Consider the following 14,264-nt stretch of genomic DNA (forward strand, 5'->3'; position numbering starts at 1 on the left):
GGGGTCGCGCAAAAAAACAGTGCTTTTTCGTATGGCTGCCCGTACCATTTGTATGGGCAAGGGAGGGGTCGCGATGCATTTGCAGTGGTTGGACGATGTGCTGGTGCTGCTGGAAGAGGGTAACATGACCCGGGCTGCGGCCCGCCGAAACATCACCCAACCGGCCTTTTCGCGCCGCATCCGGGGGTTCGAGGACTGGTTGGGCGTGACGGTGCTGGACCGGAAAACCAACCGGGTTGATATCAGTCAGGCACTTGTGGCCAATGAGGGGGAAATTCGTGCCCTGATGGCCCGTTTGCGGGAGTTGCGCACAAAAATCGCCGACTTCGATTTGACCCGTATGACGGCCACCATCGCCGCCCAGCATGCGCCGATCTGTTCGACATTTCCCGATATGGCCCTGAAGGCCAAACACCAGTTTCCGGGGCTGCAATTCCGCATCCGTGCGGGCAATCTGAACGATTGCGTCTCGATGTTTCTGCGCGGCGATACCAGCATGCTACTATGCTACGAGGCTGAAAGCGTGGGTCCCCTGCAGTTCGGCCCCGAAATCCGGCGCGGCTTATGGGGGACTGATTATCTGGTCCCGCTTGTTGGTGGCGCGTTGCGCTATCGGGTCAAGGATCAGGGGGATATCCCGGCGGACACGCCCGCCATTGTCTACCCCGAAGACAGCTATTTCGGCGAGGTTCTGCAAAAAACCGAGCGGGTCTTTGGCACGCCGGGGTTCAGCGCCAATCCTGTCAGCATCACTGCATTTTCCAGCGGGGTGCGGGAACTGGTCCTGCAAGGGCTGGGTGTTGGCTGGCTGCCCTACAGCATGGTTCATCAACAGGTGGAAAGCGGCGCGCTGATTTCAGTGGCAAACCGCTATGGGCAAGAGCCGCTGGATGTGGCCGTCTATGCCGATAGCAAGGTCGACATGGCACAGGCGCTGATGACGCTTTGGACGGATCAGACAGGGCCGTCAAAGACGCCCGAGTGATCCGCGCATAACGATTGCGACGTCAAGTTGCCGATGTGTGATCGCGGGGTGTCCTTCGATCATGTGGACCAGATCTCGTGCGGCCGCGCGGCCCATTTCGCGGTGGGGCACATGAACTGTCGTCAGCGGCGGATGCAGGATGCCCGCCAGCTCAATATCGTCAAATCCGGTGATCGACACATCATCCGGCACGCGCAGTCCCAATGCCACAGCCTTTGACAGGGCGCCGGCGGCCAGGACATCGTTGCCGCACATGACAATTGTGGGTTTGTCATCGGCCTGCATCAGCGTGGCGAAGGCCGCGGCACCATTTGCGATGTCATAAGGTGTTTCAATGACGACCAGCTCCGCTGGATCAAGCCCCTTATCTGTCATCGCGTCCCGAATGCCTGCCAGACGATCGGCCGCACGATCATTGCCCTTCACAAGGCCCGAGATTGCTGCAATTTTCTGGTGGCCCATGGACATCACGGTTTCGGCAAGCTTGCGCATCGCCGCCCGATTGTCGAACCCGACCGAGGCCTGCGGCCGGTCAGGAAGAAAGGCCCAGGCCAGCACTGTCGGAACGCCCCGCTGTGCGAGGTAATCATAGATCGCCTGCTCCCGTTCATACCCGATCAACAGCAGACCATCCGCGCCGCGGGCCACAAGCGCCCTGATCTGTTCGGCCTCCAGGCTGGGCTGATAGGCGCTGCTGGATACCAGCAGGTTATATCCCAGATCATGCAGCGTTTCCTGAAAGGCCTGCAGCCCGCGCGCGAAGATCGCGTTTTCCATGGTGGGAACAATCGCCCCAATCGTATGGGTCCGTTTGGCGGCCATGGCCCTTGCGCCGAAATTGGGGGTATAGCCTAGGGCATCAACCGCTTTCATGACCTTTTCGCGCGTGTCCTGCGAAACCTTGTGTTGTGCGTTCAGGCAGCGAGATACCGTGGCCGTTGATACGCCCGCCCTGCGCGCGACATCCTCCAGCGTTGGTATTGGTGGCGATTGGGATGTGACCGGGTCGGGTCCAGTTACCATTTTGCCAACATCCTTATTTGAGTTTCCTAAACACGCATCTGCAAATGCAGTTTAGCACTTGTGCGAATCTAATGTAAGCGCTTACACGAAGCCAAGCAAAACTGTCGGAGGCGTCGCGTGTTCCTGATATTCGCCCATTGTGCCACCTGGACGGGATGGATCGGCGCCGCTTCATTTTCATCACCAAATCATTCGTTTTTGCTCACCGACACCTGCGCCTGATATCTGCAAATAGGATTGACAGACATGACCCGAGAATATCTGAAAAAAGCCACCCTGACCGCCAAGTCGGATGCGTCCGAGACGCATAAGATCGTGACAGACATTCTTGCCGATATCGAAGCGGGCGGCGATGCAAAGGCGCTGGAATACACGGCCAAGTTCGACCGCTATGATGGCAACGTGCTGCTGACGCAGGAAGAAATCGACGCAGCAATCGCGACGGTTCCGGAAAAGCTGAAATCGGATATTCGTTTTGCGCATGATAACGTCAAACGCTTTGCCGAGTTGCAGAAAAGCACTGTCGCCGATGTCGAGATGGAGATCGCACCCGGTTTTGTGGCAGGCCAGAAATCCATCCCCGTGGATGCGGCGGGTTGCTATGTGCCGGGGGGGCGTTACAGCCATATCGCCTCGGCGATCATGACGGTGACGACCGCCAAGGTTGCCGGATGCAAGCATATCACGGCCTGTTCGCCGCCGCGTCCTGGTGTCGGGGTTGCCCCCGCAATCATCTATGCGGCTCATATCTGTGGGGCGGACAAGATCCTTGCCATGGGCGGGGTGCAGGGTGTCGCGGCGATGACCTTTGGTCTTTTTGGCCTGCCCAAGGCCAACATCCTTGTGGGGCCGGGCAACCAGTTCGTGGCCGAGGCCAAGCGTATCCTCTTTGGTCGCGTGGGCATTGATATGATCGCAGGTCCGACCGACAGTCTGGTGCTGGCCGACAAGAATGCAGACCCGCATATTGTGGCAACCGATTTGGTCTCGCAGGCGGAACATGGCTATAATTCACCGGTATGGCTGGTCACGGATGATCGCGCTTTGGCCCAAAAGGTGATGTCGCTGGTCCCGGACATGATCGCGGATCTGCCCGAGCTGAACCGCGAGAATGCGTTTGCCGCCTGGCGCGACTATGCCGAGGTGATTGTTTGCGCCGACCGCGCGGATATGGCGGCCTGTTCGGATGAATATGCGCCCGAGCATCTGACAGTGCAGGCCGATGACCTTGATTGGTGGCTGGCGAACCTGACCTGCTATGGCTCGCTCTTTCTGGGCGAGGAAACCACCGTGTCCTATGGTGACAAGGCGACAGGGACCAATCACGTGCTGCCCACATCGGGGGCCGCGAGCTATACTGGCGGGCTGAGCGTGCATAAATACATGAAGATTGTGACATGGCAGCGGGCCACGCGGGACGGCTCCAAGGCGGTGGCCGAGGCGACGGCGCGGATTTCCCGGCTTGAGGGGATGGAAGGTCATGCCCGCGCCGCCGATGTGCGCCTTGCCAAGTATTTCCCGGACGAGACTTTCGATCTGTCCGCAAATGGCTGACCCCGGCGCGCTTTTTGACCTCAGCGGCAAGGTGGCCTGCGTGACAGGGGCAAGCGCGGGTCTGGGGCGACGGGCGGCGATTGCGCTGGCCGCGGCAGGGGCGAGTGTGGTTGGCGTGGCGCGCCGCGCCGACGCGCTGGACCGGCTGCGGGACGAGGTCGGGCCTGCCGCGGCGGGCGTCGCGGCTGATGTAGCTGACCGCGACGGCATCGCCCGGCTTGTGACGGATATCGCCGCCCCGTTCGGCGCGCCGGACATCGTGCTGCACGCCGCAGGCGTGAACACCCGTCAGACCGCCGATGAGGTCACCCCCGACGGATGGGATCAGACCGTTGCGCTGAACCTGTCGGCACCCTTCTTTCTCAGCCAGGCCATGGTCCCTGCGATGAAAGCCAAGCGCTGGGGGCGGATCGTGAATTTTGCATCCTTGCAGACCACGCGCGCCTTTCCCGGCGGCATCACCTATGGCGCCACCAAGGCGGGTATCGGCCAGTTGACCCGCGCCATGGCCGAGGCATGGTCGCCCTATGGGATCACCGCCAACGCAATCGGGCCGGGCTTTTTTCCGACCGAACTGACCGCGGCGGTGTTTGATGATGCCGACAGGACCGCACGCAATGCCGCGCAAACCTGTATCGGGCGCAACGGGACATTGGCGGATATTGACGGGCCGGTGCTGTTCTTATGCTCGGACGCATCCGCATATGTGACCGGACAGGTCCTGATGGTCGATGGGGGGTTCACCGCGAAATGAAGGCGTTGGTATATGACGGGGTTGAAACGCTTGGCTTTCGGGATGTGCCGGACCCTGCGCCCGGCGCGGGCGAGCATCTGATCCGGGTCGCGGCGGTGGGCATCTGCGGATCAGACATGCATGCCTATCTGGGACATGATGCGCGCCGGCCGGCGCCCTTGATCCTTGGGCATGAAGCGGCGGGTACGATCATTGGCGGGTCCCATGACGGGATGCGGGTCACCATCAATCCGCTGGTATCTTGCCTGACCTGTCCGGCCTGCAAGGCTGGCCGCGAGAATCTGTGCCCGGACCGGCAGATCATTTCGATGCCCCCGCGTGAAGGGGCGTTTGCGCAATATGTCGCCATGCCGATGCGCAATCTGGTTGCGATCCCCGACGGGGTGCCGATGGAAAAGGCAGCACTGGCCGAACCGCTTGCCGTCAGTTGGCACGCGGCCCGGCTGGCGATTGCGGCGCTGCATCCGGCGATGGACCGGCGGGCTATCGTGATCGGGGGCGGGGCCATCGGGCTGGCTGCTGCACTTGCCTTGACCGCGATGGATATAGCCGATGTCACAATCGTGGAACCCAATGCCGGTCGTCGCGCCTTTCTGGCGGATCAATGCGGCCAGGTCGCAGTGGCCGCTGCCGCAGGGACCGCACCGATTGTTATTGATGCTGTTGGTTTCGGGGCGACGCGGGCAACGGCCTCTGCCATTGCCGAACCTGGCGGCGTGATTGCGCATGTCGGATTGGGTGATGATGGGCCAGGGCTGGATATCCGGCGGGCCACGCTGCAAGAGATCACCTTTATCGGCACCTACACCTATACCGCGCAGGATTTCAAAGACACGGCCGCCGCGATTTTTGATGGCTGGCTTGGTCCCTTGGACTGGGTCGAGCACCGCGCCCTGTCCGGTGGCGCCAAGGCGTTCAAGGACCTGCGCGCGGGCGCGGTGGCGGCCCCCAAGATCGTCCTCGACCCGTGGAGCTAAGAATGAAACCCGACCTGCATCGGCCTGACGGTCTGGTGCATGAATTTCGACATAACAGGTTTGCATCATGGATGCAGACAGGCAATGGAAAGGCAGAATAAATGAATATCGACAAGAGGATATGCGATGATCTTGTTGCAAATGGCGTCTCATTCGTGACCACCGTGCCATGCAAGCAGCTGGCCGGTGTGATCGACGAAGTTGATCAGCGCGACGACATTTTCCATATCCCGTCCAACAAGGAAGACGAGGGGATGGGCCTGTGTGCAGGGGCGCATATGGGCGGCAAGCGCCCGGCGATCATCATGCAGAACACGGCCATCGGGGTGACGATCAATACGCTGGCCACGTTGATCCAGTATTACCGGATGCCCCTGCCGATGCTGATTTCCTACCGCGGTGAGCTGCGCGAGCCTGTCGCCTGTCAGGTCGAAATGGCGGTACATACCAAGGCGCTATTGGCGCAGCTGAACATCCCGACTTACCATTTTCACTGGCAGAAGGATGTCGAAGAATTCGACAACATCCTGAAATACACCTTCATGTGCAACAAACCCGTGGCGATCCTGACCGACGCCAACTTTTGGGGAGGCTATGGCGACCAATGATCCGTTCAGAAATTCTTAAAGAAATCGCACCGATCATTCGTGATCATCTCGTTGTCTGCAATATCGGCCTGCCAAGTCAGGAATTGCATATGATCGACGACCAGCCGACCAACTTTTACATGTTGGGAACAATGGGCCTGTCGTCGTCTATCGGGTTTGGATTGGCCTTGTCGCAGGACAAACCGGTCATCTCGATTGACGGGGATGGATCGGTGCTGACCAATCTGGGCACCTTGCCCACAATCGCCAATAACGCGACGGGCAATTACACGTTGCTGATCATCGACAATGGGTCCTACGGATCGACCGGGGATCAGCCGACCTATGCTGGCCGCAAGACCAGCCTGACGGACGTTGCGCGGGCATGCGGCTGTGAGAATGTGATCGAGGTGCAGGACAAGGATCTTGGCCCCGTGCTGCAAGCGGCCATTGACAGCGACCAGATGACAATCATCGTGTGCAAATGCGACAGCGGCAATATCAAGCTGCCAGTGATCACCATGGACCCGGTCGTCATCAAGGACCGGTTCATGAAAGCTGTCGCCTCCTAAGATGTGGTCAGCCGCTGCGCATATTCATGCGGCTGACGACGCGCGGCGGCTGGCAAAACGGCGCCTACCGTGGATGATCTTTGACTATATTGACGGGTCCGCGGGGAATGAGACCGGGGCGGCGCGCAATCGCGCCGCGCTGGATGCAGTCACCCTCAGGCCACGGATCTTGCGCAATGTCGCGCAGCGGGACCTGTCGACATCCATCTTCGGTGTAACGGCGGCGCGCCCGTTCGGGATCGCGCCCATGGGCATGTGCAACCTCAGCGGCCCCGGCGCCGATCTGATGCTGGCCCGTCTGGCCGCACGCCACAAGGTTCCGCATGGGGTCTCGACGGTCGCCTCGACCCCGCTTGAGGATATTCTTGACGCCGCCGAGGGGCATGCCTGGTTTCAGCTTTATTTCAGTGGCGATGGGGCAGGGACGTTCAAACTGGTCGAACGGGCGCGGCAGGCCGGGTATCAAACCCTTGTCCTGACCGTTGATGTCCCCGAGGTGGGGCGCCGCCCCCGCGAGTTGCGCCACGGGTTCAAAATGCCCTTTCGCATTGGCCCGAAACAGTTTCTGGACTTCGCGCTGCACCCGCGCTGGTCGCTGACCTCTCTGGCGGCTGGCAAGCCGCAAATGGCGAATTTCGCGATGCCCGGCTATGTGTTCGACCGGACCGAAAGCCGCGCGCGGGCGGATTGGGAGACGCTGGCGCGTTTGCGGGATGCATGGCCGGGCAATCTGGTGATCAAGGGTGTGCTGGATGTGGAAGACGCAATCAGGCTGAAAGCGGCAGGCGTCGACGGGATACAGGTTTCCAGCCATGGCAGCCGCCAATTAGAGGCCGCACCCGCACCGATTTCGGTTCTGCCCCAGATCCGGCAGGCCCTTGGCCCGGACTTTCCGGTGTTTTTCGATAGCGGGCTCCGCTCTGGTGAGGATGTGCTGCGCGCCTTGACCCAAGGCGCCGATTTCACCTTCTTTGGCCGGATATTGCAATTTGCGATCGCGGCGAGTGGCGAGGCGGGTTTGGAACGCATGTGGGACGTTTTGACAAGCGAACTGTCATCAGCCATGGCGCAGACGGGCGTGACCAGTATCAACCGTCTTTATGCCGAGGCAAGCTGAACCGCCGCCCGGATCGCTGCATAACGACAATGGCTCCATCTTGTGACCGCAGACTTGTTGGTCGGGTTGTTTTGCCCGATGGTGCGCCATACGCACAAAGGACTGCCTGATGTCGAACACCCTGTTAAGCTATGCGCTGCTGATCTTGCTGGCCGCGATCTGGGGGTCTTCGTTCCTGTTCATCAAGGTCGCGTTGGGCAGCATTACCCCGCTGACCATTGCAGCGGGCCGGATCGCCCTTGCCGGGGTTATTCTGTTCGTGATCATGCGCGTCAGCGGCCATCATCTGCCCCCTCGGGGGCGACATTGGCTGTTTATTGGCGGGGCGGCGGCCCTTGGGAATGTGCTGCCCTTCTCGCTGATCAGCTTTGGTGAACGGCATGTGGATAGCAGCCTGGCTGCCATCATGATGTCCACGATCCCGCTGTTCACGATCCTGATGGCCCATATCATGACGGATGATGAAAAGCTCAGCACCGAAAAATCTGTGGGGGTCGCGGTTGGATTTGTGGGCGTGGTCATCCTGATCGGGCCTGCAGCACTGCTGGATCTGGGCGCGCAGACCGTGGGGCAGTTGACTATCGCCTGCGGTGCGCTGTGTTACGCCTTGTCCGGGATCATCAGCCGGAACCTGCGGCACCTGCCCAAGCTGCAATCCTCGGCAGCGATCATGGTGGTCGCAGCACTGATGATCGTGCCAATCGCGCTGATCTATGACAGGCCCTGGACCCTGTCACCGACGGCCATCGGGGTGACCAGCGTGGTGATGCTGGGGGTGATGGCAACCGCGCTGGCGCAGGTTGTCATTCTGTGGATCCTGCAGATGCGTGGCGCATCATTCCTGTCGCTGAACAACTATCTTGTCCCGCTTTTTGGTGTTTTTTGGGGGGCTGTGTTTTTGTCTGAATGGCCGGGCACCCATGTCAAATTTGCGTTTGCAATCATCCTGCTGGGGGTGCTTATCGCGCAGGGCGGGGTGACAAAACTGCTGCATCCGCGCCGCAAGGACGTGCGCAAACCAGTGACCTGACCTTTGCTATCCGGGCGTCTTATTCCTGCGTCAGCTCGGGTGCGGCATCAAGGCTGTGCAACGTTTCCATAACGTGGTCCCGCCAGGCGGTAGCAACCAGCCCGGCAAGGGCCGATTGCGGGCGCATCTTGGGGACCAGAATGGCGTAATTGTAGCGAATTGGTTGATCGAGTGGGCGAAACACAACCTGCTCGGCGGTTTCGCCCAACAGCCCGGCGCTGGCCACTGTCAGCGGATCAACCACGGCGCAACACTGGCCGGATGCGACAAAGCGTAAAAGTGGCACCACGGTCTGGCTGCGGACCTTGACGGTTGTGGTCGCACCTTCACGCGCAAATGCGGCATGCCGGCGCTGTTCGAACACGTGATCAGGATGCATCGTTCCAATCACTTCGCCGGACAGCGCCTTTATGGACACCGTCTTGCTTTGTGCCAGCGGATGGGCGCTGGGAAGTGCCAGAAAGCTATTGGCCGAGATCTTGGTGACATCGGTTTGCAATGTGCGGCTGTGATCGGCCTCATAATCGCCGAAACCCAGATCGACCCCTTGGCTGCTGACCAGCTCGCGCAGCTGGGTCGAACTGCGGGTGTGCAGGGTCAGGGTGATGTCAGGGCGAGTGCTGAGCAGAACGCTAAGGAATTCGGGCAACAGCACGGTGGATACGCCGGGCATCGCGACCAGATGCAATTCGCCCTCATCGCCGACACGCAGCCTTTCCATCGTCCGCTTAAGCTGGGTCAATTGGACCAGCACGCTGTCTGCTTCGGATAGCAGATAATACGCCTCTGGCACGGGTTTCAGATTGCGTGTGTCGCGGTCGAACAGGACCATGCCCAGCGAATCCTCAAGGCTTTTCAGCGCAAGACTGATGGCGGGTTGGGTGCGTCCAAGATTGCGTGCGGCGTCGGACATGGACCCGGTTTTCATAACCTCGCGAAAAACAGTCAGCTGGGTAAGGTTCATTTGATATATTAGTCTGATTTATATAAGCTAAACAACTTCTGATTAGTATATATGGATAACACGGTCTACCGTGGTGGGACGGAATCGGCACAAAAGATCTATTCCGGCCAACACGGAGAAAAACATGACAATGTTCAAAAAAATTTCTGGCGCCTTGCTTGCGACTGCCCTCGTGGTTGGTCCTGCGGCGGCACAAGACCCATCCTTCTTTCGCATCGGGACCGGTGGTGCAGGGGGCACTTATTTCCCAATCGGCGGGACCATCGCCAACGGGATTTCAAACCCACCGGGTTCGCGCCCATGTGACGAAGGTGGCCAATGTGGCGTTCCGGGCCTGATCGCGATTGCGCAATCGACAACCGCCTCTGTTTTCAACAACGCCGCCGTTCAAAATGGCGAGCTTGAGGCCGGCCTTGCAGCGGCTGATGTGACCCGGTCCATGTTTCTGGGCGAAGGCAAGTTCGACGGTAAGCCGCATCCAAACCTGCGGATCATTGCCAACCTGTTCCCCGAGGACCTGCATCTTGTAATGCCCGCCGGCGAAAGCATTGACTCGCTGGCCGATCTGGCAGGCAAGCGCGTTGGTATTGCGCAGGCCGGTTCCGGGACACAGGTCGCCGTGCTGCAGATGCTTGAGCAATGGGGCGTGACCCGCGACAACATGGAAGAGGCGGAACTGAATAACAGCCAATCTGCGGAACGTCTGGCCGATGGTCAGATTGACGCGTATTTCTATGCCGCTGGCTGGCCCGTTGCCGCCATGGTGCAGTTGTCATCGACCAAGGGGATGTCCTTGCATTCCTTCACCGATGAGGACCTCGCAAAAATCAACGAAGTGATCCCGGCATATATCCCGTCCGAGATCCCCGGTGGCGTCTATGAAGGTGTCGATGAGCCTGTCAAAACCCCCGCCGTTTCCGCGATGCTGGTGACGTCGGCGGAGTTGAGCGAGGAGCTTATCTACAACATCACGGCGGCATTGTGGAATGACGCCACCCGCAAGATGCTTGATAACGGCCATGCCAAAGGCAAGCAGATCACCCCTGACACCGCATTGAACGGTGTCCTCGCCTTGGGCGTTCCACTGCACCCCGGCGCCGAGCGGTTCTACCGCGAAGCCGGTCTGCTGGAATAGCGACCAAGACAGCGGGCCGCGTTGGGGACTCAACGCGGCCCGATTTTTATCGAACGATCTGAACGGGATGGGGTGCCGCGATGAGCGAGACAGCCAAAGAAGACGTGCATGAGCTGACAGCAGAAGAGCTGGCCGCCATCGAAGAAAAATACGACGAGGGCACATCAACGCGATCCGTCGGACCTACAGCGGCCAAGCTATTGCGCGCTGTCGCCATCATCTTTGCCATCTATCACTACATCACCGCGGGCTTCGGTCTGCCGGCCGATCACTGGCATATGGGCTGGCATCTGACCGGCCTGTTCATCCTGACCTATGCTTTCTTCCCGCTGGTCAAGACCAAGGCATCGTTCAATCTGAAAACCGGAATGCTGCATATGGGTGGTATCCCGTATCTCGACGTGATCCTGATGATCCTTGGCGTTGCATCGGCGCTTTACGTGGGGGTCGCCTGGCGCGGTATTCCGGCCCTGGGCATCGAGGAACAGACGTTCCGGATGGGCAACCCCAACAATTACGACATGTTCTTTGGCATTGTGATCATTTGCCTTGTGCTGGACATTGCGCGCCGCACCCTGGGATGGGTGCTGCCCGCGATCATCAGCCTTTTCATCATCTACGCCCTGTTTGGGCCCTATTTTTCGGGATTGTTGCAGCATCCGGGCGTGAAGTTCCGCACCTTCGTGTCATCCATGTACTTCCCGCAAGAGGGGATCTTTGGCGTGACCTTGTGGGTCGTCTCGACGATCGTGTTCCACTTTGTGTTGTTTGGCGTCATCGCGCAGCGCACCGGTCTGGGGCAATTGTTCATCGACAACGCGACCATTCTTGCGGGCCGCTATACGGGCGGACCGGCCAAGGTATCTGTTGTGTCATCGGCCTTTTTTGGGACGATCTCGGGGTCTTCGGTCGCGAACACCGTTTCAACCGGCGCGCTGACCATCCCCAATATGAAGCGCCTTGGCTATCCGGGGCACTTTGCGGGCGGGGTTGAGGCTGCGGCCTCGGCCGGGGGGCAGATCACGCCGCCGATCATGGGGGCTGCGGCCTTTATCATGGCCGAGTTTCTGGAACTTCCCTACACCACCATTGTGATTGCGGCGATCTTCCCTGCGATCCTGCACTATGTGGGCGTCTTTACGGTTGTGCACCTGATGGCGCGCAAGCTTGGCCTGAAAGGTCTGGCCAAGGAACAATTGCCAATGTTTGCGGCCGTGTGGCGGGACGGTTGGGCCAATATCATCCCGCTGATCGGCCTCTTATGGGTCCTTTTCTCGGGGTATACGCCATATATGTCGGCCTTTTGCGGTATCTCGCTGGCGCTTGTGGCGGGTATGTCCCGGCTGCGCGAGCCGGTCACCCTGATCTATGCCGCGGCCTTTGCAAGTTTTGTGATCTGGAAGTTTCTTGGCGGCGGGTTCGAACTGATCACGGCGGTGATCCTTGTGGCCGGAACGCTGGTCGCAACGCTGAACCCGCAAGAGCGGATGAAGCTGCCCGCGATGACGGATGCGATGGAACTGGGCGTGAAATATGCGCTGGCGGTTGGGGCTGCTTCTGCAGCTGTTGGCATCGTTGTCGGGGTGATCAACACCACCGGCATCGGTTTCCGCATCGGCTTTATGGTCACACAAGGGGCCGGCAATCTGGCCAGTGATCTTTACGCATTGCTGAGCTTTGGGGAATGGGCCCTGTTCCAGGTTGAAGACCTGCAACTGTTCCTGTCGCTGGTCTTTATCGCCGTGGCCTGCATCCTGATGGGGGCCGGTATCCCGACCACAGCACTTTACATCATGCTGGTATCTGTCGCCCAACCTGCCCTGGCGCAACTGGGTGTGCCACCAATCGCAAGCCACCTGTTTGTGCTGTATTACGGGGTGGTGGCCGAAATTACGCCGCCGGTCTGTACCTCGGCCTATGCGGCGGCGGCCATTGCCAATTCGCCACCCTTCAAGACGGGTATTTCGGCCTTTACGCTTGGGCTGGGCAAGGTGATTGCGCCGATGGCCTTTGTCTATGCGCCGGTCTTGCTATTCGTGTCCTCGACCGGGTTCGACTTATGGGAATTCACCTATACCGCGACCAGTTGTATCATGGGTGTGGTCGCCTTGTCCGCTGCTGTGGTCGGCTATTGGCTCGCACCGATGGGGGTGATCAACCGCATCCTTTGCGCGCTGGCCGGTCTGGTCTTTATCGCGCCGTCCTTGTCGGCTGACCTTGTTGCACTGCTGATCGCCAGCCCGGCCATCATCTTGCAGGTCATTGCCAGACGGCGCGCGCCCCTGGTGAGCGCCTGACATGGATGCGACACCGCCGCTTCGTGTCGGCGTGATCGGAGGCGGGATTGTCGGCATCTGCTCGGCACTGGCGCTGCGCGAGGCAGGCCACGCGGTGACGGTGATTGAACGCCACCAGCCGGGGCAGGGCACGTCGTCGGGCAATGCCGGGGTGATTTCACCGTGGTCCATAGCGCCCCAGGCCATGCCAGGTATCTGGCGCGCCATCCCGGGCATGGTTTTGCGCCCCTATGGCGCGGCTGGTGTGGCGTTGTCCCACGGGCCGCGCTACCTGAAATGGCTGGTGCGGTTCCTGCGCGAGGCGCGACCTGCAAGGGTTGCGGCAAATGCCAACGCGATGCATGTACTCTGCGATGACAGCCCCGCCCTTTACCGGCAGCTTCTTGCGGGGACGGGCCACGAAAACCTGATTGCCGATAGCATGTATGTGCATGCTTTTCGGGATCCGGGCAGCGCCGATATCAACGCGCTTGGATACCGGTTGCGGATCGAAAAGGGCGCCGATGTGGAACAGATCGGCGGCGATGCGCTGCGCCAGCTTGAGCCTGCCTTGTCGCGCGCTTTCAAGTCGGCGATCCTGATCAAGGGGCAGGCCCGCGCGCTTGACCCCGGCAAGATCGGGGCCGTTCTGGCGGACAAGCTTGTGTCCCAAGGGGGGCAAATTGAACAGGGCACCGTTTCGGCCTTGTCCCAACAGGATCACGGCTGGTCGGTCGTCACGGACGCCCAAACCCATATTTTCGACAAGGTCGTTCTGGCCGCTGGCGCCTGGTCGGCCAAGTTGCTGGCCCCGTTGGGCATCAAGGTGCCACTGGCTGCCGAACGCGGGTACCATGTTGCATATCCCGATACCGGCCTGACTTTGAATAACTCCATCATGGATGTGGCGGGTCACGCAGTGGCGAGTTCCATGAACGGGGCCCTGCGGGTCGCAGGGATCGCGGAATTCGCAGGCACCGAGACACCGCCAAACCCCCGCCGGATCGAGGCTGTGCGCCGGACAGCCGTTGCCATGTTCCCCGAACTTGAAGGCCAACGTTTCGACAGTTGGATGGGGGTGCGCCCGTCCTTCCCCGACAGCTTGCCGATCCTTGACGAGGTCGCAGGCAGGCCAGGCCTGATCTGTGCCTTTGGGCATAGCCATTACGGATTGATGATGGCCCCGAAAACAGGCCGGTTTGTCGCCAGCCTTGCATCGGGGTTGCCACAAAACATCAATACGGCAGCCTATAGCGCAAGCCGTTTTCTGTAATCGGGCGCGTGGCGATC

The 14,264-nt window shown here is 60.0% G+C and carries 13 protein-coding genes; 11 read left to right on the top strand and 2 right to left on the bottom strand.

The features are described from left to right. Positions 1-73 precede the first annotated feature (73 nt). Positions 74-985 (top strand): LysR family transcriptional regulator, encoded by a 912-nt coding sequence (locus tag AABB31_RS01760; protein ID WP_373635341.1) that lies wholly within the window; start codon positions 74-76, stop codon positions 983-985. Here AABB31_RS01760 and AABB31_RS01765 read toward each other — a convergent pair. Then, positions 968-2,008, bottom strand: coding sequence for a LacI family DNA-binding transcriptional regulator (locus AABB31_RS01765; protein ID WP_342076124.1), 1,041 nt, complete (start codon positions 2,006-2,008; stop codon positions 968-970). The genes AABB31_RS01760 and AABB31_RS01765 overlap by 18 nt on opposite strands. Positions 2,009-2,254: 246 nt before the next feature. On the opposite strand from AABB31_RS01765, the gene hisD reads away from it, so the two are divergent. From hisD to AABB31_RS01800, 7 genes are all read left to right on the top strand, one after another. Continuing rightward, the gene (gene hisD, locus AABB31_RS01770) at positions 2,255-3,562 is read left to right on the top strand and encodes a histidinol dehydrogenase (RefSeq protein WP_342076123.1); all 1,308 of its coding nucleotides are present in this window, start codon (positions 2,255-2,257) and stop codon (positions 3,560-3,562) included. After that, positions 3,555-4,316, top strand: coding sequence for an SDR family oxidoreductase (locus AABB31_RS01775; RefSeq protein WP_342076122.1), 762 nt, complete (start codon positions 3,555-3,557; stop codon positions 4,314-4,316). Before hisD ends, AABB31_RS01775 begins: the two co-directional genes overlap by 8 nt. Continuing rightward, positions 4,313-5,293 (top strand): alcohol dehydrogenase catalytic domain-containing protein, encoded by a 981-nt coding sequence (locus AABB31_RS01780; protein WP_342076121.1) that lies wholly within the window; start codon positions 4,313-4,315, stop codon positions 5,291-5,293. The genes AABB31_RS01775 and AABB31_RS01780 overlap by 4 nt, the downstream gene beginning before the upstream one ends. A gap of 101 nt (positions 5,294-5,394) precedes the next feature. Beyond that, entirely contained in the window at positions 5,395-5,901 is a 507-nt protein-coding gene (gene comD, locus AABB31_RS01785; RefSeq protein WP_342076120.1) for a sulfopyruvate decarboxylase subunit alpha, read from the top strand. Then, positions 5,898-6,452 carry a sulfopyruvate decarboxylase subunit beta gene (gene comE / locus AABB31_RS01790; protein ID WP_342076119.1) on the top strand — a complete coding sequence of 185 codons (555 nt, stop codon included), beginning with the start codon at positions 5,898-5,900 and terminating at the stop codon, positions 6,450-6,452. The genes comD and comE overlap by 4 nt, the downstream gene beginning before the upstream one ends. A 1-nt stretch (position 6,453) precedes the next feature. Beyond that, positions 6,454-7,569: an alpha-hydroxy acid oxidase gene (locus AABB31_RS01795; protein WP_373635342.1), complete on the top strand. Its 1,116-nt coding sequence runs from the start codon at positions 6,454-6,456 to the stop codon at positions 7,567-7,569. Positions 7,570-7,678: 109 nt separating this feature from the next. Next, positions 7,679-8,599, top strand: a complete 921-nt coding sequence (locus AABB31_RS01800) for an EamA family transporter (RefSeq protein ID WP_342076118.1) — start codon at positions 7,679-7,681, stop codon at positions 8,597-8,599. A 19-nt stretch (positions 8,600-8,618) separates the two neighbouring features. On the opposite strand, the gene AABB31_RS01805 is transcribed toward AABB31_RS01800, so the two are convergent. Next, positions 8,619-9,563, bottom strand: a complete 945-nt coding sequence (locus AABB31_RS01805) for a LysR family transcriptional regulator (protein WP_373635343.1) — start codon at positions 9,561-9,563, stop codon at positions 8,619-8,621. A gap of 124 nt (positions 9,564-9,687) precedes the next feature. On the opposite strand from AABB31_RS01805, the gene AABB31_RS01810 reads away from it, so the two are divergent. The 3 genes from AABB31_RS01810 (at position 9,688) to AABB31_RS01820 (ending at position 14,247) form a co-directional block, all read left to right on the top strand. Next, positions 9,688-10,698 carry a TAXI family TRAP transporter solute-binding subunit gene (locus AABB31_RS01810; RefSeq protein ID WP_342076116.1) on the top strand — a complete coding sequence of 337 codons (1,011 nt, stop codon included), beginning with the start codon at positions 9,688-9,690 and terminating at the stop codon, positions 10,696-10,698. An 80-nt stretch (positions 10,699-10,778) separates the two neighbouring features. Beyond that, complete coding sequence (locus AABB31_RS01815) at positions 10,779-12,995, top strand: TRAP transporter permease (RefSeq protein WP_373635344.1); 2,217 nt, start codon at positions 10,779-10,781, stop codon at positions 12,993-12,995. A 1-nt stretch (position 12,996) separates the two neighbouring features. Then, positions 12,997-14,247, top strand: coding sequence for an NAD(P)/FAD-dependent oxidoreductase (locus AABB31_RS01820; protein WP_373635345.1), 1,251 nt, complete (start codon positions 12,997-12,999; stop codon positions 14,245-14,247). Positions 14,248-14,264: the final 17 nt, after the last annotated feature.

Source organism: Yoonia sp. SS1-5 (assembly GCF_038443705.2).
GTDB classification, from domain to species: domain Bacteria; phylum Pseudomonadota; class Alphaproteobacteria; order Rhodobacterales; family Rhodobacteraceae; genus Yoonia; species Yoonia rhodophyticola.